Annotated in this window: 16 protein-coding genes, 1 tRNA gene and 1 pseudogene; 7 read left to right on the top strand and 11 right to left on the bottom strand. The window is 68.3% G+C overall.

The features are described from left to right. Window positions 1-20 precede the first annotated feature (20 nt). From glxA to OP79_RS44580, 3 genes are all read right to left on the bottom strand, one after another. Window positions 21-1,961 (bottom strand): radical copper oxidase GlxA, encoded by a 1,941-nt coding sequence (glxA, locus tag OP79_RS44590; RefSeq protein ID WP_033328887.1) that lies wholly within the window; start codon window positions 1,959-1,961, stop codon window positions 21-23. After that, window positions 1,958-3,907, bottom strand: coding sequence for a glycosyltransferase family 2 protein (locus OP79_RS44585; RefSeq protein ID WP_033328886.1), 1,950 nt, complete (start codon window positions 3,905-3,907; stop codon window positions 1,958-1,960). The genes glxA and OP79_RS44585 overlap by 4 nt, the downstream gene beginning before the upstream one ends. 329 nt (window positions 3,908-4,236) lie before the next feature. Beyond that, window positions 4,237-4,938 carry a FadR/GntR family transcriptional regulator gene (locus tag OP79_RS44580; RefSeq protein WP_033328885.1) on the bottom strand — a complete coding sequence of 234 codons (702 nt, stop codon included), beginning with the start codon at window positions 4,936-4,938 and terminating at the stop codon, window positions 4,237-4,239. 198 nt (window positions 4,939-5,136) lie between these two features. Between OP79_RS44580 and OP79_RS44575 the strand changes: the two are divergent. The 4 genes and pseudogenes from OP79_RS44575 to OP79_RS44560 form a co-directional block, all read left to right on the top strand. After that, window positions 5,137-5,922: pseudogene (locus OP79_RS44575) on the top strand (SPFH domain-containing protein); the annotation flags it as partial. 168 nt (window positions 5,923-6,090) lie between these two features. Beyond that, window positions 6,091-6,771 carry a nucleoside/nucleotide kinase family protein gene (locus OP79_RS44570; RefSeq protein WP_033328884.1) on the top strand — a complete coding sequence of 227 codons (681 nt, stop codon included), beginning with the start codon at window positions 6,091-6,093 and terminating at the stop codon, window positions 6,769-6,771. 94 nt (window positions 6,772-6,865) lie between these two features. Continuing rightward, window positions 6,866-7,510 (top strand): lytic polysaccharide monooxygenase auxiliary activity family 9 protein, encoded by a 645-nt coding sequence (locus OP79_RS44565; RefSeq protein ID WP_051745593.1) that lies wholly within the window; start codon window positions 6,866-6,868, stop codon window positions 7,508-7,510. A 95-nt stretch (window positions 7,511-7,605) separates the two neighbouring features. Beyond that, entirely contained in the window at window positions 7,606-8,121 is a 516-nt protein-coding gene (locus OP79_RS44560) for a DUF3592 domain-containing protein (RefSeq protein WP_033328883.1), read from the top strand. Window positions 8,122-8,219: 98 nt separating this feature from the next. Here the strand turns inward: OP79_RS44560 and OP79_RS44555 are convergent. The 6 genes from OP79_RS44555 to ehuB all read right to left on the bottom strand — a co-directional run bounded on the left by OP79_RS44555 (window position 8,220) and on the right by ehuB (window position 12,654). Continuing rightward, a tRNA-Lys gene (locus tag OP79_RS44555) sits at window positions 8,220-8,296 on the bottom strand. Between the two features lie 240 nt (window positions 8,297-8,536). Then, window positions 8,537-9,295, bottom strand: a complete 759-nt coding sequence (locus OP79_RS44550) for an IclR family transcriptional regulator (RefSeq protein WP_033328882.1) — start codon at window positions 9,293-9,295, stop codon at window positions 8,537-8,539. A 234-nt stretch (window positions 9,296-9,529) separates the two neighbouring features. Next, window positions 9,530-10,300, bottom strand: coding sequence for an ectoine/hydroxyectoine ABC transporter ATP-binding protein EhuA (gene ehuA / locus OP79_RS44545; protein ID WP_033328939.1), 771 nt, complete (start codon window positions 10,298-10,300; stop codon window positions 9,530-9,532). A gap of 43 nt (window positions 10,301-10,343) precedes the next feature. Then, entirely contained in the window at window positions 10,344-10,991 is a 648-nt protein-coding gene (gene ehuD, locus OP79_RS44540; RefSeq protein ID WP_033328881.1) for an ectoine/hydroxyectoine ABC transporter permease subunit EhuD, read from the bottom strand. Continuing rightward, window positions 10,991-11,728 (bottom strand): ectoine/hydroxyectoine ABC transporter permease subunit EhuC, encoded by a 738-nt coding sequence (ehuC, locus tag OP79_RS44535; RefSeq protein WP_033328880.1) that lies wholly within the window; start codon window positions 11,726-11,728, stop codon window positions 10,991-10,993. Before ehuC ends, ehuD begins: the two co-directional genes overlap by 1 nt. Beyond that, window positions 11,725-12,654 (bottom strand): ectoine/hydroxyectoine ABC transporter substrate-binding protein EhuB, encoded by a 930-nt coding sequence (gene ehuB, locus OP79_RS44530; RefSeq protein ID WP_033328879.1) that lies wholly within the window; start codon window positions 12,652-12,654, stop codon window positions 11,725-11,727. The genes ehuC and ehuB overlap by 4 nt, the downstream gene beginning before the upstream one ends. A gap of 200 nt (window positions 12,655-12,854) precedes the next feature. On the opposite strand from ehuB, the gene OP79_RS44525 reads away from it, so the two are divergent. Then, window positions 12,855-13,355 carry a DUF3830 family protein gene (locus OP79_RS44525; RefSeq protein WP_033328878.1) on the top strand — a complete coding sequence of 167 codons (501 nt, stop codon included), beginning with the start codon at window positions 12,855-12,857 and terminating at the stop codon, window positions 13,353-13,355. Between the two features lie 7 nt (window positions 13,356-13,362). Here OP79_RS44525 and OP79_RS44520 read toward each other — a convergent pair whose 3' ends face one another. Together OP79_RS44520 and OP79_RS44515 are read right to left on the bottom strand one after the other, a co-directional pair. Then, a complete protein-coding gene (locus OP79_RS44520; RefSeq protein WP_033328877.1) occupies window positions 13,363-14,772 on the bottom strand; it encodes an amidase in 1,410 nt (469 codons plus the stop codon). Between the two features lie 39 nt (window positions 14,773-14,811). Next, on the bottom strand, window positions 14,812-15,789 hold the full coding sequence (locus tag OP79_RS44515) for a D-2-hydroxyacid dehydrogenase (protein ID WP_245685671.1): 978 nt from the start codon (window positions 15,787-15,789) through the stop codon (window positions 14,812-14,814). A 243-nt stretch (window positions 15,790-16,032) separates the two neighbouring features. Between OP79_RS44515 and OP79_RS44510 the strand changes: the two genes are divergently transcribed. After that, window positions 16,033-16,896 (top strand): maleate cis-trans isomerase family protein, encoded by an 864-nt coding sequence (locus OP79_RS44510; RefSeq protein ID WP_033328875.1) that lies wholly within the window; start codon window positions 16,033-16,035, stop codon window positions 16,894-16,896. Next, window positions 16,893-17,624: a maleate cis-trans isomerase family protein gene (locus OP79_RS44505; protein ID WP_033328874.1), complete on the top strand. Its 732-nt coding sequence runs from the start codon at window positions 16,893-16,895 to the stop codon at window positions 17,622-17,624. Before OP79_RS44510 ends, OP79_RS44505 begins: the two co-directional genes overlap by 4 nt. Window positions 17,625-17,933: the final 309 nt, after the last annotated feature.

Here is a 17,933-nt window from a genome sequence, read left to right as displayed (position 1 = left end):
CCGTCAGGGCGGTCAGGGAACTACGGGACCTTGACCCACTGGGCCTTGCTCGGGGTGCCCTGGTCGTCCGTCACGAACAGCATGTACCAGCCCGACTGGACGAGGTTGCGGTTCTTCGGGACGGTGACCTCGATGCCGTCGTCCGTCTTCTCCAGGTCCAGGGCGATGGACCGCTGGTCGATGTCGGTGACGTGCGTCGAGGCGCTCGGCCGGATCAGACGGGCCGACTTGATGGACGAGGCGTGCTGGGACTTGAACGTCGCCGACTCGCCGCGCTTGATGGTCTTCGGACCACCGGAGAGCGTGGGCTGAGCGTCGCCGTAGAGGTACGGCGGCGTGTAGATCTCGATGCGCTGCTCGAACTCGCCCGGCTTGGTGTTGGCCTTGTCCGAGTAGAGCGAGTCAGAGCCGAAGACCATCACACGGCCGTCGGGCAGCAGGATCGAGCCCGAGTGGTAGTTGCGGCCCACGAGCGGGTCGGCGACCCGCTTCATCTCGTTCTTCTTCGAGTCGTAGAGCCGCGCCTCGAGGATGTTGGAGTCGCCGCGCCCGCGGTAGTCCTCGGAGCCGCCGGACACCAGCACGTTGTCGTCGGGCAGGATCGAGTACTGCGGGTAACGGGTGCCCTTGTCCAGGTCGGGGCCGTCCACGAACTTCGGGTCGTCCGCCAGCAGGTCGATGATGCGGGTCTTCTTGCTGGACTGCTTGGACTCGCCGACGCCGCCGCCGCCGATCACCATGTACTTCTCGTCCTGCGCGGGCGGCAGCAGCACCGTGCCCGCGGTCTCCAGGAGCTTGGGGTCGGACATGCCGGAGACCTTGTCGAACTTGTTCGTCTCCAGGTCCCAGATGCCCGGGTCACGGCCGACGTCGTCCGGGCCGTAGCCGGCGTTCGCGCCCGAGTAGAACAGCTTGCCGTTCTGCATCAGGGAGATCGCCGGGTACGTCGGGAACTGCCGCTCCTTCGCGGTGTACTCCCACTCCTTGGCCTTCGGGTCGTAGACCTCGTTCTTGCCCGGCACCAGCTGGCCGATCTCGTCCAGGCCGGAGAGGCTGAGGATCTTGCCGTCGGACAGCGTGGTGAGCGTCGGGTACCAGCGGGCCTCCTTCATCGGGTCGACCTTGATGTACTTCTCAGCCACCGGGTCGAACTCGAAGGCGTCCCTGATGCCCTGGAAGTCCTTCTTGTCGAGGGCCAGCTTCTGCGCGATGCCGTACGTGTTGCGCGCGTCGGCGCCCTTCAGGCCCAGGACCGTGTAGTTGTCCTCGGTGCCGGTCTCGTACTTGGCGCCGCGCTTCTGCGCCTCGACGTAGATACGGCCGAGGCCCGGCTGGTTGCCCGTGAACTCGCCGGTCTCCTTGTCGAACGTCTTCTTCGCGCGCTCGACGACGACCGGGTCCTTCGACACGAAGGTCTTGCCGTTCTCCTTGCCCTTGAACTTGGTGCCCGCGGGGATGGTGATCGGCTTGTCCGGGTTCTCGTTGTGGACGATCATCAGGCCGCCGGCCTTGGTGACGTCACCCTTGAGCTTCTCGTACCGCTTGGTGCCGCCCGCGATCAGCAGATTGCCGTTGGCGAGCTGGGTGTGGCCCGTGCAGAACAGGTCCTTGGGCGTCGGGATGTCCTTGATCGTGCCCTTGACCGGGTCCCAGATACGGGTGTCGAACTTCTTCGCGTCGAAGTTGTCCTGGTTGTTCCCCGAGCCCGCGATCAGCAGGACCTTGCCGGTGCGCAGAAGCGCGGCGTGGATGGTGTTCAGCCGGTACTTCTCCGGAAAATCGACGATCTCCCACTTGCCGTTCGCGGCCTTGTACTCGGGCCGGTTGATCTTGTAGTCGTGGTACTGGGCCGAACCGAAGCGGTAGAGCGCCGGTCCGTTCATCCCCGCCAGCGCCACCACCACCGCCGCGCCTATCGCGATGCGGCGGGCGCGGCGGTGGCGGCTGGAGCGGTCTTTCATTTCTTGCGTCCCCCAAGAGCGATTTGCACTGTCTGGTCACTGCCCCCGTCCGCCGCCCAGCTCGGCTTGTGCTGTCCGTGCGGGGCGCTTTGCTGGGTGGGCAGAGGCTGTGGTGTCGTCACCGCGTGCTGCGGCTCCGGCGGTCCGGCCGGCGGCTTCTTCGCGTCCTGGCGCATCTGATAGCGCCAGGCGAACATCGGCGAGGCGGTGATCAGAAGCGCGAACGTCGCCCAGATGACCATCGCGGGGTGCGAGTTGCCGAAGTAGAAGCCGGCACTGATCGAACCGGCGAAGATCAGGATGAAGTACCAGTGGTAACGGAAGGTCCCGAACCAGGTGTCCGGGCTCGCCGAGTCGCCCTTCGGGGTGACCACGAACTTGCTCTTGCGGCGCAGTACGGAGTCGATCAGCGCCTTCGCGTAGAGCGGCGCCGACAGCGCGGACATGATCATGCCGGCCACACCGCCGGAGCCCTCCGGCTCGTGCGGAGAGATGTTGTGGCGGCGGTTCCAGACGTACAGGCCGATCTGCAGCGCCGAGGCGTTGCCGTACAGCATCAGCCAGATCGCCGGGTCGATGTTCACACCCGAGGCGCCCAGGCCCAGGAACAGCGCACAGCTCAGCGCCGCCAGGATCCAGTTGAGGGCCGACATCGGGTAGAAGATGATCATCATCGTGTAGTTGAAGAGCTTGCTCGGCGGAAGCGAGTACCAGCCCTTCCAGTACTGCTTGAGGATCGTCTCGTACGTCCCTCGCGACCAGCGCATCTGCTGGGTGAAGAAGTCCGTCCAGGCGTTGGGACCCTCACCGACCGCGAGCACGTCGGGGGTGTAGACCGAGCGCCACTTCTTGCCCGTCGCCGGGTTCTTGTGACGGTGGATCTCGAAGCCCGTCGCCATGTCCTCGGTGATCGAGTCGTACAGACCGCCGATCTGCTTGAGCGCCGTGATCCGTACGGCGTTCGAGGTGCCCACGAACATCGGCGAGCCGTAGCGGTTGCCCGCGCGCTGGATCAGCGCGTGGAACAGGAACTGCTGCGACTCGGCGGACTTGGTGATGGGGTTGTCGTAGTTGCCGTACACCTGCGGGCCGATGACGAAGCCGACATCCGGGTCGCGGAAGAAACCGAGCATCCGCTCCAGGTAGTTGGGCAGCGGCACGTGGTCGGTGTCGACCGAGGCGAAGAAGTCGTAGTTGTCGCCGTGCGCGTCCAGCCAGGCGTTGTAGTTGCCGTGCTTGGTCTTGGCGCGGTGCGGGCCCTTCTTCTGGTTCCACTTCGCGACGCCCTTGCGGGAGAAGTGGTGCACACCGAGGCGCGCACAGACTTCCTTCACCTCGGGGTCGTCGCCCTCGTCGAGGAGCCAGACATGCATGAGGCCTCGGTGGCGGATCTTCACCGCGGCCTCCAGCGTCTTCGTCACCATCTCCAGCGGCTCTTTGCCGGGCACGAAGGAGGTGAGGAAGGCCACTCTGGTGCCGGACTCGGGCACCACCGGTATCGGGTCGCGGGCGACCAGCGTGGCGTGCGCGTTCGACACCACGTTCATGCAGCGGAAGAACTCGATCAGGCCGATCGAGACGAGCATGACTATGTCGAGCGCGGGCAGGAAGTCGTAGACCGGGTTCTCGCGTTCGGTCCAGTGGGTGGGCTGCAGCAGCCAGGCGAGCAGTACCAGCGACAGCACGGGGGCGGCGATCAGCATCAGGGCGACCCGGATGCGGTGCGGCTCCTGCGAGATCAGCGAGCGGTACTTGACCTTGTACGGCTTGTGCGGATCGGGCTGGGTGAGAGGACCCGCGAGCCTGCTGTAGTGCTCGTAGTCGTATCTCGGCAGCGTCTTCTTGATTCTGCGGAAACTGCCCGTCGTCGTCTGTGACGGCACCCTGAGTTGGGTCGTCTGAGACGGGTCAGAGTTCTGCCGGCCGCCGCTCGGCGTCGACGTCATGAGTCATCCCCCCACACGCAGTGCATCGCGTGCTCCTTGTTCCGTTCGCCTGCTGAGGTCCCCCTCGACTTTCACAGACGTATCAATAGCAGGCCCCCGTCACCACACCATCCACACCCTATAGACATGGAACGGCGGGCTTCCGGTTGCATGATGCCCCCCTCGACATCGGGCTCTGAACGGGGCCCCTCCTCCCCGCTTCCGGTGCAACCGTTTTCCGGGCCCCCAACTGCCGGGTAACCGCAGCCTCTCGTAGCCCAGGGTTCAGGGTTCTACGACGATCATCATGATCGCAAGACGCGAAACGCGGTGTTTACCGGTCATTCGCGCTAATTAGGAGGACTGATGGTCTCATGCGGTGCGGTAGCGGTCAGGCGTGTTCGAATGTGACCAAAGTGTTCCCTTACTGCATCCTCCGCCCGTCGCGCATCACCGGTGCGGACCGCGTCGAGGATCTCCCGATGCTGCCGGCACGTGACCTTCGGATCCTGCGGCGGTTCCACGAGATCCGTGCGTACGCGGTGGAAGGCGTCCCAGAACGCCTCAAGGACCTCGCCCAGCAGGAGGTTGCCGAGGCCTCGGTACAGCGTGGCGTGAAAGGCCCGATCGGTCTCCGCGAGGCCTGTCCCTTCGGCGGCCTGACTCTCCATACGGTCGACGAGCGCGTCCAGTTCAACGAGGTCCGCTTCCGGGACACGTCCCGCGAGCCGCGAGATGAGCCCGGTCTCCACGGCCTCGCGCAGTTCGAGCAGCTGGACCAGGGAGTCTTCGCCCCGGTAGTGCCCGGCGACCGTGCGGAAGGCGAGGCCCTCGATCATCGGCGCCATCGACATCGGACCCACATACGTCCCGAAGCCGTGCCGGATCTCCACGATGCCCATCGCCTGGAGGGCCTTCAGCGCCTCGCGTACGGAATTCCGGCTGGCGCCGAGAAGCTCCATCAACTCGGGCTCGGTCGGCAGCGTGGCTCCCGAGGGCAGCCGACGGTCGATGATGAGCTTCTTGATCCGCTCCTGCAGGTCACGCGCCATGGCGAGAGAGTAGCGGGTGACCTTGGGAGGGGTCCCGGCTGTTGGGATCCCGGCTGTTGGGATCCCGGTTGTTGGGGTCTCGGCTGCTGGGGTCCCCCCGAGCCCGTACATCGTTCGGACCATCAGCATGCGGCGCCCGGCGGCGGTTGAGAAACTGACGAACATGCGGAAGTGCTGACATTTCCACTGTTGTTCCGGCCCGCCGAGGCCGGGCAGGCCGGGCCTCGGCGGGAGACGAGGGAGCAACCGCGGGTGGCCCGGCGGGAGTCGGTGCCGCCGCCGGTCGTCGTCGATCCCGAGCTGGTGGAGCGTCCGGCGCGGGTGCTGCCGGGTGCGGTGGGCGTGCTGGCGGGGAGCGGCGGGGTCGCCGGGTGTGTGGTGGCGGCCTGGTGGGCCGGTGTACTGCCGTCGCTCGCCGGGGAGTTGACGGGGCTGCCCGCGTACGCGGGTGTCGGGCTCGGTGCTCCGCAGTGGGCGGGGCTCGCCGCGTCCGGGGCGGTCGCGCTCTTCGGGTTCGGCGGGCTGGCCCGGGGGCGGACCGGGAGCGCCTGGGTGCTCGGGCTCTTCGGGCGCTACCGGGGCACCGTCCGGCGTACCGGACTGATGTGGGTGAACCCGCTGCTGCTGCGCCGCCGGATCGACGTACGGCTGCGGCACTGGCGCAGCGAGCCGATGCCCGCCGTCGACGCGCACGGACTCGCCCTGCGCGTCGACGTGTTGGTCCTCTGGCGGGTCAGGGACACCGCCCGCGCCGCGCTCGGCGTCGAGGACCACGAGCGGTATCTGCACGAATGCGTGGAGGCGGCGCTCGCACGGCTCCCCGCCGGCACCGAGGCCGCCAGGGAGAAACTGACCCGCTTCGTGGCGACGGACGCGGCGGCGGCCGGCCTCCAGGTGTTCTCCGTACAGCCGGTCCGCACCGAGTACGCCCCTGAAGTCGCCGCGGTGATCCAGCGCTGCCGCCTAGCGGCCCTGGAGGCCCGGGACGGAGACTAGGCGGCGCCCCTAGAAGGAGGCCGCAGGCCTTCCTTCTAGGGGCGCGGGGCGGTATCGATTTGCGGCTCCGCCGCGTGGGCGCGACCAGCCACAACGAACCCGCAGGTTCATCCCCGCCCTTCCAGCGAAGCGCCCCCGTGGCGTTCCATACACGGCATGGAGATCGCTGACCGCCCCGCCCTCGCCGACCTCGCCGCGGACGCCTGGCAACTGGCCGCCCGCCTGCCGCGCGCCGTACTGGGCCTCGCGGGCCCACCCGGCGCCGGAAAGTCCACCCTCGCCCGCGCCCTGGTCGCGCACCTCGGCGAGCGCGCCGCCTATCTTCCGCTCGACGGATTCCACCTCTCCAACCGCCAGTTGGCACGGCTCGCCCTGGCCTCCCGCAAGGGCTCGGAACCCAGCTTCGACGTGTGGGGATACGTCGCGCTGCTGCGCCGGGTGCTGGAGGACACCGGCGCCGACATCTACGTACCGGACTACGACCGCACCATCGACGAGCCCATCGCCGCACGCCACCTGGTGCCGCCGACCGCCCGGCTGATCGTCACCGAGGGGAACTACCTGGCCTGCGATCTGCCGGGCTGGCGCGAGGCGTACGGGCTCATGCGGGAGTGCTGGTATGTGGAAGCGCCCGGGGAGGTGCGTCAAGTGAGGCTGGTGGAGCGGCAGTTGGCGGGTGGGAGGAGTGAGGTGGCGGCCCGGGACTGGGTGAGGACCAACGACGACCCGAACGGGAAGCTGGTGGAGGAGTCGCGGGATCGGTGCCATCGGATCGTTTCGACGATTGGTACGGACGTTTCCGTGATTGGTATGGACATGTTCAGGGGTCAGCAATAATCTGAACTTGGTCTAGACCTGAACCATCGCTCCACGCATCGCGATGCGCACGCACAGCTCACGGAAATCCCCCACGTTCTCCAGGAGCGGCAGCATGCGCAAAAGCATCGGGAATCACGAGAATCATGGGAAACAGTCCAAGAAGCGGACCAAGTGGTACGCGGCCGTGGTCGGCCTCGCCACCACGGGAGCGTTCGTGCTCTCCAGCGGCGGCGCCAGTGGCCACGGCTACACCGACCTCCCCGTCAGCCGGCAGAAGCTCTGCGCCAACGGCACGGTGACCGGCTGCGGCGCCATCCAGTACGAGCCCCAGAGCGTCGAGGGCCCCAAGGGCTTCCCGTCGGCCGGACCCGCGGACGGGCAGATCTGTTCCGCGGGCCATGGCAACTTCGGCGCGCTCGATCAGCCGAGGACCCCGTCGGGCGGCGCCTGGCCCACCACCCAGGTCACCGGCGGGCAGAGCTACACGTTCCGCTGGCAGTTCACGGCACGGCACTCGACGACCGACTTCCGGTACTACGTCACCAAGAACGGCTGGAACCAGAACGCCCCGCTGACCCGGGCCGCCCTGGACGCCACCCCGTTCCTGACCGTCCCCTACAGTGGCCAGCCGCCCGCGACGCTCTCCCACAGCGGCACCCTGCCGTCCGGCAAGAGCGGGCACCACGTGATCCTCGCGGTGTGGACGGTCGCCGACACGGGCAACGCGTTCTACGCCTGCTCGGACGTCACGTTCTGACCCGACTCCGGATCTCTGAGCGTTACTTGAGACAGGCGTGCTTCCCCCGGGGGTAGGTTCCCCCACAAGCAGTACCTGACCTCGGGGGAAGCATCATGGACTTCTTGTTCTACCTCGTGCCCAGCCTGATCCTGGCCGTGGTCCTCTTCGGCGCGTACCACGTGGTGCGCCGCTCGCTGCAGATCCGAAGCGCCTGGAAAAGCGGCCTGACGGCGGAGGGGCGCTGTCTGCGGATGTTCACGACGACGCACGGCGGCAGCGGCGACTCGTCCGTGAGCACCACGCTGCACCATGTCTACGAGTTCACCGCTCGCGACGGCCGGACGGTCCGCTTCGAGGAGGAGGACGGCCCGGCGACGAACCTCGAGGGCGACTTCGTCACCGTCTACTACGCCGAGGGCCGCGACGTGGTCGCCACGGCGAAGGCGCCGGGCCGGGCCGGGCTGGCGGCGTCCACCGGCGCCAGCCTGGTGTTCCTCGGGGTGGCCGCGGTGTTCTGCGTCGGCTTCATGGTCACGTACAACCAGATGTCCGACGAGTTCGGCTTCGACGGGGACACGGGCGGCACCACCGACACCTTCGTCGTCGACGGCGTCACGATGACCCCGTGACCCTCCACATCTGACGTTCGTGCGGCTGACCGGGGCCGGGGGCCGACGGGCCCTGGCATACGTCGAAGGGCCTCTCGCTCCCACGAGAGGCCCTTCGGTGGTGCGCCGCCAGGGACTCGAACCCCGGACCCGCTGATTAAGAGTCAGCTGCTCTAACCAACTGAGCTAGCGGCGCATGACTCCCGCCTCCCGCTTGCGGCGGTCGGCGACGGAAAAAATAATACCCGGTCCGCGGGGGTGCTTGTGACCGCGTCAGCGCTCCTCCGGGCCGCGCGGGTGCGCCCACCGGGAGGGTGGGTCCGGTTCATGGGCGACTGCAGGTCCGTCGTGGCTGGTCGCGCAGTTCCCCGCGCCCCTTGAGGGCCTTCGGCCCCCTCGGGGCGCGACTTCTCCGAGTCCGCTTAGAGCCGGTGGCTCAGATCGCGAGGGACAGCAGCACGGGTGCCGCGCCCCGGTTCAGTGTGTCCGCCGCCGCCCGCAGCCGGTGCGCGTGTGCGACCGGGAGGGAGAGTGCCAGGCAGCCCACGGCGGAGCCGGCCGTGATGGGGACCGCCGCGCACACCGTGCCGATCGCGTACTCCTGGAGGTCGAGGACCGGGACGCTGGGCGCCTGGGCGTCGAGGCGGGACAGCAGGATCCGCTCGCTGGTGATGGTGCGCGAGGTGAGGCGGGCCATCTTGTGGCGGGCGAGGTGATCGCGGCGGGCGTTCACGTCGAGCTGGCCGAGCAGGCTCTTGCCGATCGCGCTGGCGTGGGCGGAGCGCCGGAAGTCCACCCACTCGTTCACCGCGGGTGTGCTCGGGCTGTCGGCGCACTGGGTGACGTGGACCTCGCCGTCGACGTAACGGCTGATGTAGACGGCGGCGCCCACCGAGTCGCGCAGCCGGTCGAGGTTGCGCTGGACCTGCTCGCGCAGCGCCTGGTCGCGGCCGCGTGCCGAGGTCAGCCTGCTCAGGGCGGCACCGGTGACGTACGCGCCGTCGGCGACCTGCTCGACGTATCCCTCGCGGCGCAGCATCCGCAGGAGCGTGGTCAGCCGCTCCGTGCCGAGGCCGGTCGTGCGGGCGAGCTGGGTGTCGGTGACGCCGGTGGTGTGCCGTGCCACGGTCTCCAGTACGCGCAGGGCGTCCTGGGCCGAGTGGTACGGCGCGGTCGGCTCGTGCTTGAGCGCCACGGTTCCCCCTGCGCTGCTTGGCCGTTCTCGGATGGAGGCTGCTTCCACGATAGCCGCCAAAGGGCTGACGGGGAGCGGCTGTTGACGAGAAGAGTGGCGCGTTCCGGCGCTCTCAGCAGGAACGCACCACTCTGGCATATGCCAGGGTCAAGGCACGGCGGCTCGACCTCGGGTATCGCCGTTTTCACCTCTCGTCGTCGCGTGACTGCATTACGCGACTGCGATACGGCTGCCCTACAGAACCGCGCTCAGGAACTCCCGCGTCCGGTCGTGCTCCGGGTCGCCGAAGATCTTCTCCGGCGGGCCGGATTCCAGGACGCGGCCCTTGTCGAACATCAGGACCGCGTCGGAGATGTCGCGGGCGAAGTTCATCTCGTGGGTCACGCAGAGCATCGTGATGTCCGTGGTGCGCGCGATGTCCCGCAGCACGTCGAGGACGCCCGCGACCAGCTCGGGGTCGAGGGCCGAGGTGACCTCGTCCAGGAGCAGCACCTTCGGCCGCATGGCGAGAGCCCGCGCGATCGCGACGCGCTGCTGCTGGCCGCCGGAGAGCTGGGTCGGGTACTTGTCGATGTGCTCGGTAAGGCCGACCAGTTCGAGGAGATCGCGGGCCCGTTCCTCGGCCGCCTCCTTGGACATGCCGAGCACGGTGACCGGCGCCTCGGTGAGATTGCGCAGCACCTTCATGTTCGGGAAGAGGTTGAACTGCTGGAAGACCATCCCGATGTTCTTGCGGACCTCGCGGATGTGCTTCTCGCCCGCCGGGACGAGCTTGCCGTTCTTCTCCTCGTGGGTGAGGTAGTCGCCGTTGACCTTGATCGTGCCTTCGTCGGCCTTGAGCAGGGTCATCAGCAGGCGCAGGATCGTCGTCTTGCCGGAGCCGGACGGGCCGATCAGCGTGACGTGTTTGCCGGAGTCCACCGAGAAGTCGAGGTTGTCGAGCACGACGTTGCTGCCGAAGCGCTTGGTGACCTTGTCGAAGCGGATCAGCTCACTGCCGTCCACCGGCGGGTTCTCGCTGCTTTCGGGCTCTTTCTGCAGAGGGGTGTCAGCGGACAAGACGACGCTCCAGGGCTCGGATCAAGAGGGAAGCGGGGTAGGCGATGACGATGAACGCCACACCCACGACGGTGAGAGCCTCCGTGGTGAAGGTCTCGTTACTGAAGGCCTGGGCCTCGCCCAGCATGTCGAAGGCGCCGATGGTCGCGATCATCGGGGAGTCCTTGAGCATGGCCACGACGTAGTTGCCCAGCGGCGGGACGACGCGGCGGATCGCCTGCGGAAGGATCACCGCACGCCACGTACGGCCCTTGGACAGGCTGAGCGCCGTGGCCGCCTCCCACTGGCCGGCGGGTACGCCGTCGATGCCGGCGCGGTAGACCTCCGCGGTGTACGTGGAGTAGTGCAGCCCGAGGCCGATGATGCCGGTGGTGAGCGGCGACATCGAGGGGCCGAAGTTCGGCACCACGTAGAACAGGAAGAACAGCTGCACCAGCAGCGGAGTGTTGCGAATGAACTCCGTGACCGCGACGACCGGCCAGCGCACCCACACCAGCGTGGAGCGCTGCGCCATGGCCCACACCAGGCCCAGGGCGAAGGCGATCAGAGTGCCGAAAGCCAGGGCCTGCAGCGTGACCAGCACGCCGTCCCAGAACCGCGGCATGAAGTCGTCCACGACTTGCCAGTCCCAGTCCATCAGATGCCTCCCGCTGAACCCGAGCTGGCCTGCAGGTTCTCACCGCGAGCGCTGAGCTTCGCGGTGATCCCGCCCCGCTTCTCCGGCTGCTGCCCGATACCTGCCTTGGCCTTGCGCTCCACCAGCCGCATACCGCGGGTGATGATGAAAGCGAGTACGAAGTACAGGACCAGCAGCAGCGTGTAGACCGGGGTCGTCTCATTGGTACCAAGCCGGATCAGGCCGCCGGCGAAGGTCATGTCGGCCACCGTGATCACGGAGACCAGGGCGGTGCCCTTCAGCAGCTCGATCAGCAGGTTGTTGAACGGCGGCACCATCTCGGGCCAGGCCTGCGGCATCTCGATCAGCCGCAGCCGCTGCCAGCGGGTGAAGTTGAGCGCGATGCCCGCTTCCTTCTGCGCCGGGGCGACGGCGGCCAGGGAACCGCGGACGATCTCGGAACCGTAGGCGCCGTAGGTGAGGCCGAGCGCGCTGACGCCGGCCCACATGGGCACCAGCTGCCAGCCGAAGAACGGCAGGGCGAAGAACATCCAGAACATCAGCACCAGGGCCGACATACCGCGGAAGATCTCGAAATAGACCCCGGCGAGGAAACGTACGATCCAGTACTGCGAATCGCGCGCGAGGCCGATTCCGAACGCGATGGCCGCGCCGAGGGCAGCGGCGTACACCGTCACCTGGATGGTGATCCAGATGCCCGGCAGGAACCAGGTGGTGAAGAACTCCCAGCTCATCATCCGGCACACAGCTCCTTCGCGGTGAGGTCGGTCATCTCGGCCATACCGAAACCGAAGGGCCTGACGATCTTGAGAAGCTCCTTGTAGTTGTTCTCCTTGAGCTTGAGCAGTTCCTCGTTGAACGCGTCACGGAAGTTCTGCTCGGACAGCCGGAAGGCGAATCCGCCCGCGCCGTAGACGGGCTTTCCATCGATTTCGGGCTGGAAGGGCTCGGTCGCCTCCGCCCGGGCGGATCCCTTCACCGCGTCGCTGACCGTGATGCGCGTACCGGCGAAGGCGTCCACCCGTCCCTGGGACACCGCGTCGAGTCCGGCCACCTGGTCCGGCAGGATCAGTACGTTGCTGATGCCCGCGCCCTTGGCGGAGTCGATCTGGGCATAGGCCTTGCCCGAGGCAAGCTTGAGGCCCTTCTTCTTGATGTCCTCATATGTCCTGATGCCGTGCGGATTCCCCTTCCTGACGATGAAGGCGTCCAGCATGAGGTAGTCCGGGTCGGCGAAAAGCACCTGTTCGCATCGAGGGGGATTGATGTACATCCCGGCGGACACCACATCGAACTGCCGCGCCTTCAGCCCGGGAATGAGGGCGCCGAAGTCCACCGGCACTGGCTTGATCTCGCCGATGCCCAGCCGCCCGAAGATTTCCTCGGCGATCGCGGGCGCTTCTCCGGTGGCCTGTCCGTCGTCTCCCACATAACCGAACGGCGGCTCGCTGGCGATCCCGATTTTCACGGAACCCTGGTCCTTCAAGGTGTCCAGCAGGCTGCCTCCCAGCACCTTCCCTTCGTCGGGGACGCGGCTGCAGCCCGCCACCCCGAGACTTCCCGCAGCGCCCAGCGCCACCGCTCCAGTGAGGAGTGAGCGACGGCTGAGCCCTCTGTGGGGTCCGTTGTCGGTTCCTGATCGGTTTGCGTGTGGTCGAGCCATGGGCGCGCGACTACCCGAACCAATGGAAGTCATGCCCTTCCTTCCCAGCCACTGAGTCAATTCATCCATCAATGCCCGGTATATAGGGATTAGTTGTGTGAGGTGGCTCACCTGTGACTCCGTCGAGAGTGCGCGTTGACCCACACGCTGCACACGGCCCACCCGTGGATTCCTGTCCACAGCGGGGTACGGGTGTGACCATGGCCGACCGTTACATCGACGTCTCTCTGACCAAGCGCGGAGTCCACTGCACAGCAAAGCTCCTCGACGACCGCGCTCCCATCACCTGCGAGGCGGTGTGGAACGCGCTCCCGCTCGGCAGCGACGTCTACCACGCGAAGTACGCCCGCAACGAGATCTACACCCTGCTCCCCGCCTTCGCCCCCGCCGAGCCTCCGCTCGAAAACCCCACCGTCACCCCCATCCCCGGCGACCTGTGCTACTTCTCCTTCTCCGGCACCCAGCTGGGCACACAGTCGTACGGCTACGGCGGCGCCTCCGGCGTCCAGGCCGGCACCCCGGTGATCGACCTGGCCCTCTTCTACGAACGCAACAACCTGCTGATCAACGCCGACGTCGGCTGGGTGCCCGGCATCGTCTGGGGCCAGGTGGTGGAGGGCCTGGACGCCATGGCGGAGGCGTGCAACGACCTGTGGCGGGCCGGGGCACTGGGGGAGACGCTCAGCTTCCGAAGGGTCTGAGCAGGGCCTAAGCGGCGCGGCGTGGCGGGGGAGCCGCCTGGGCCACCCCCGCCTCGTACAGCGCATGCGCCGCTCGCAGCACCAGGTCGTCCCGGTGCCGGGCGGCCACGATCTGCAGGCCCACCGGCAGTCCGTCACCGTCCGACCCGACGGGGACGGACGCCGCGGGCTGCTGCGTCATGTTGAAGGGGTACGTGAACGGGGTCCAGCCCGTCCAGCGCCCCAGCCCCGAACCCTTCGGCACCTCGGCGCCCGCCTCGAACGCCGTGATCGGCAGCGTCGGCGTGACCAGCAGGTCGTACGTCTCGTGGAAGCGGCCCATCCGGCGGCCCAGGTCCATCCGTACGTCCACCGCGGCCAGATAGTCGAGCGCGCTGTAGCGGGCGCCCAGGTCGCAGATCTCCCGCAGGCCCGGGTCCAGCAGCTCCCGCTGGTGCGGGCCGAGGTTCTGCGTCACGCGGGCGGCTCCGCTGAACCACAGGGTGTGGAAGGCCTCCACGGGCTCGGTGAAGTCGGGGTCGGCCTCCTCGACGTACGCGCCGAGAGAGGCGAGCCCCTCCACACCCCGCCGCACGGCCGCCGCGACTGCGGGGTGCACGGGGACCTGGCCGCCGAAGGAGGGGGAGTACGCGATCCGCAGGCCCCGTACGCCACCGTCCAGCGCGTCCGTGAACGGCCCGGGCGGCGGCGTGAGCGCCGACCAGTCGCGGGCGTCCGTGCCACTGATCACGTCCAGCATGAGGGCCGAGTCGGCGGCGTCGCGCGTCATCGGTCCGACGTGCGCGAGCGTCCCGAACGCGCTCGCGGGATACAGCGGCACCCGCCCGTACGTCGGCTTCAGCGCGAAGATCCCGCAGAAGGAGGCGGGGATACGGACACTGCCGCCGCCGTCCGTGCCCAGGGACAGCGGGCCCGCGCCCATGGCCACGGCCGCCGCGCTCCCGCCGCTCGAACCGCCCGACGTACGCGACACGTCGTGCGGATTCCGCGTCACCCCGGACTGCGGCGAGTCCGTGACGCCCTTCCATCCGAACTCGGGCGTGGTCGTCTTGCCCAGGAAGACGGCGCCGTGCTCACGCAGCCGGGCCACGGAGGGCGCGTCCTCGTCCCAAGGCCCTTCCGCGCGCACGGTGTTGGAGCCCTTCAGGGTCGGCCCGCCGCGCATCAGCAGGATGTCCTTCACCGTGACCGGCACCCCGTCCACGAGCCCGACCGGCTCACCGCGCCGCCAGCGCTCGGCCGACTCCCGCGCCCGTAGGAGCGCTTCGTCAGCGGTGAGGCGTACGAAGGCGTTCACGGAGGGCTGGATCTCCTCGGCCCGCTGGAGCGCGGCCTGCGTGGCCTCCACGGGACTGAATTCGCCCTTGCGGTATCCGTCGACGAGTTGTAGCGCGGTCAGCTCGGTGAGCTCGGTCATGCACCCCTCCAAGGGAGTTCTCCGGAGTCCGAAGAGAGTTCAGTGCCCGGGTACGTACCCACGCTGTTTGTCGACCACGTTCGGCAGCGGCTCGCCCGCCTCCCAGAGCTCGTACAACTCCACGAACTGCGTGCCGAGTTCGTCCCGCCAGCCGATCGTGTCCCCGCTCATGTGGGGCGAGACGATCAGTCCGGGGACCTCCCACAGGGGGCTCTCGGGGGTGAGGGGCTCGCGCTCGAAGACATCGAGCGCCGCCCCCGCGATCCAGTGCTTCGACAGGGCGTCCACGAGTGCGTCCTCGTCGACGAGCTGCCCGCGTCCGACGTTGATGAAGCGCGCGGAGGGCTGCATGAGCCCGAAGCGCCGCTCGTCGAACATCCCGTGCGTCTCGTCCGTGAGCGGCGCCGCCGACACCACCCAGTCCGCGCGCGCCATCAGCCGGTCCAGCTCGTCCGGCCCGTGGATGCCGGGGCGCGGGGTGCGCCCCACCAGGGCCGTCTTGATGCCGAGGGCCTTCAGCGTCTGCTCGATCGCCCGCCCGATCGGTCCGGAACCCACCACGCACGCACGCGTGCCCGCGACCCGCTGCGACTCGCGGTGCCGCCACTGGCGCGCCCGCTGAAGGTCCCACGTACGCGGCAGATCCTTGGCCATCGCGAGGACGAGCGCGGCCACGTACTCCGCGATCGGCTGGTCGAAGACGCCGCGCGCGTTCGTCACCACCGTGTCGGACGCGGCCAGCTCCGGACACATCAGGTGGTCCACGCCCGCGCTCGCCGTGTGCACCCAGCGCGGTCGCGGACCCTCGCCGGGCCAGGCGCGACGCACCGCGTGCGATGTGAAGTCCCACACAAGCAGGACGTCCGCGGCCGGCAGCAGCGAGGCCAGCGTCGACTCGTCGGCGTGCTCGATCCGGACCCGTCCGGTGAGCTTGCCGAGGCGGGGCGGTGGCTCGGTGTCCAGCACCAGAAGAGTCGTCTTGTTTTCGGCCATGTGCGGGGTAATGGGTCCGGTCATCGGGGGGAAACCGTTTCGCAATGCGAGTCCGCTTCTCTTGGATCTGGGCACAACTGCGGGGCAACGGCGGCGGCCGTCTGAGATGCACGGATTGACCACGCTGGCACCGGAACCTACCTTCGTCAACACGGACCCGTAAGCAGTCCGCTTCCTGTCCCGACGTCCCGGCATGCGCCGGCTTGTGTCCCCCGGCCCACTGGCCGGTTCTCCACCACTCGCTCGACTTGAGTTTGGGGCCTGCTCATGGACGTCTCCTTCCTCGGTGGACCGCACCCGCAGCGTGGTGTCGGCATCGTCGCTCCCTTCGACTTCGCGCTCGATCGCGAGCTGTGGCGATGGGTGCCGGACGAGGTTTCACTGCATCTGACCCGCACCCCTTTTGTGCCCGTCGAGGTCAGCCTCGACCTCGCGCGGCTGGTCAGCGAGCACGAGACGCTCGGTGAGGCGGTGCGCGCGCTGAACGCGGTACATCCCGAGGTCGTCGCGTACGCCTGTACGTCGGGCAGTTTCGTCGGCGGCATCGCGGGCGAGCGGGCGATGTGCGAGGCCATGACCCGGGCCGGCGAGGTGGCGTCCCTGACGACCTCCGGCGCCCTGCTCGAAGCCCTCCAGGAGCTGGGCGCCCGCCGTATCGCCCTGGTCACGCCCTACACCGTGTCCGTGACCCAGGCGCTGGAGGAGTACCTCGCCGAGGCCGGTATCGAGATCATCGGCACCTCCTCTCTCGGCCTGACCCGGCACATCTGGAAGGTCCCCTACCGCGACGTCGTCGACATGGCCCGCGAGGCGGTGCGCGGTGCCGCGGACGCGCTGTTCATCAGCTGCACCAATCTCCCCACGTACGACGTGATCCCGCAGCTGGAGGCCGAACTGCGGATTCCCGTCATCTCGGCCAACCAAGTGACGATGTGGGCAGCACTGCGTCACCTGGGTACGCAAGCGGTGGGGCCCTATCAGGCACTGATCGACCACTCGGCGCGGCAGCGTCCGGTGACGCCGGAAGCACTGCCGGAGTCAATGCCGGGCGCACTGCCAGGAGCGATGCCGGGAGCAGTGTCCGAATCACAGGGGCCCGTACTGCCGGAAGAACAGGAAGGTTGGGCATGACGGCACTCGGATTCCTCTACCCGGGCCACTCGGCCGAGGACGACTACCCGCGCATCGAGCAGCTCCTGGGCAGCGACATCCGCCTCCCGCTCGTCCACACGGACATCGGCGAGGACGCCCACCGCGAGGACGCGCTGCTGGAGATGGGCTCGGCGGCCCGGCTCGCGGCCGGCGTCGAGGAGCTGCGGCTGTCCGGTGCGGAGGCGGTGGTGTGGGCGTGCACGTCCGGCAGCTTCGTGTACGGCTGGGAGGGCGCCCATGAGCAGGTCCGCACCCTCGCCCTGGCGGCCGGCATGCCCGCCTCCTCCACGTCCTTCGCCTTCGCCCACGCGATCCGTGAGATCGGGGCGCGACGGGTCGCGATCGCGGCGACGTATCCGGAGGATGTGGCGGCGATGTTCTCCGCCTTCTTGAAGGGCGCGGGAATCGAGGTGGTCTCGATGCGCGGCAGCGGCATCATCACGGCGGCGGAGGTCGGAACGTGGGGCGCCGACGAGGTCCTCGCCCTCGCCCGCTCGGGCGACCACCCCGACGCGGACGCGGTCCTCCTCCCGGACACCGCCCTCCACACGGCGTCCCACATTCCAGCCCTGGAGAAGGCCGTCGGCAAACCGGTCCTCACGGCGAACCAGGTGACGGTGTGGGAGGCGCTGCGGTTGGCTGACCGCCGGGTGAACGCGCCGGAGTTGGGGACGTTGTTCACGCGCGAGCCGATCGTGCAGGTCTGAGGGGGGGTCCTCGGGGCTCCGCCCCGGGCCCCGTTTCCGGGGGCCGGCCCCCGGACCCCCTTGAGGGGTCGTGTTTCGGCTGCGGGTCGGTTGTGGCTGGTCGCGCCCGCGCGGCGGAGCCGCATATGTCACAGCCCCGCGCCCCCAAGAGGCCTGCGGCCTCCTTGAGGGGCGCTTCTGCTCAGCTCAGCTACTCAGCCCAGCCAGGCACAAGTCAGCCCGTCCGGCGTTTGAGGACGAGGCCGTTCAGGCCGATGGGGGTCTGGGGCGCAGCCCCAGCGGGGTCCAGGGGCGGAGCCCCTGGTGGGG

It is taken from the genome of Streptomyces yerevanensis (genome assembly GCF_000716805.1).
GTDB classification, from domain to species: Bacteria; Actinomycetota; Actinomycetes; order Streptomycetales; family Streptomycetaceae; genus Streptomyces; species Streptomyces flaveus.
Note: the sequence above shows the minus strand (reverse complement) of the source record. Positions and strands in the feature narration are given on the sequence as shown.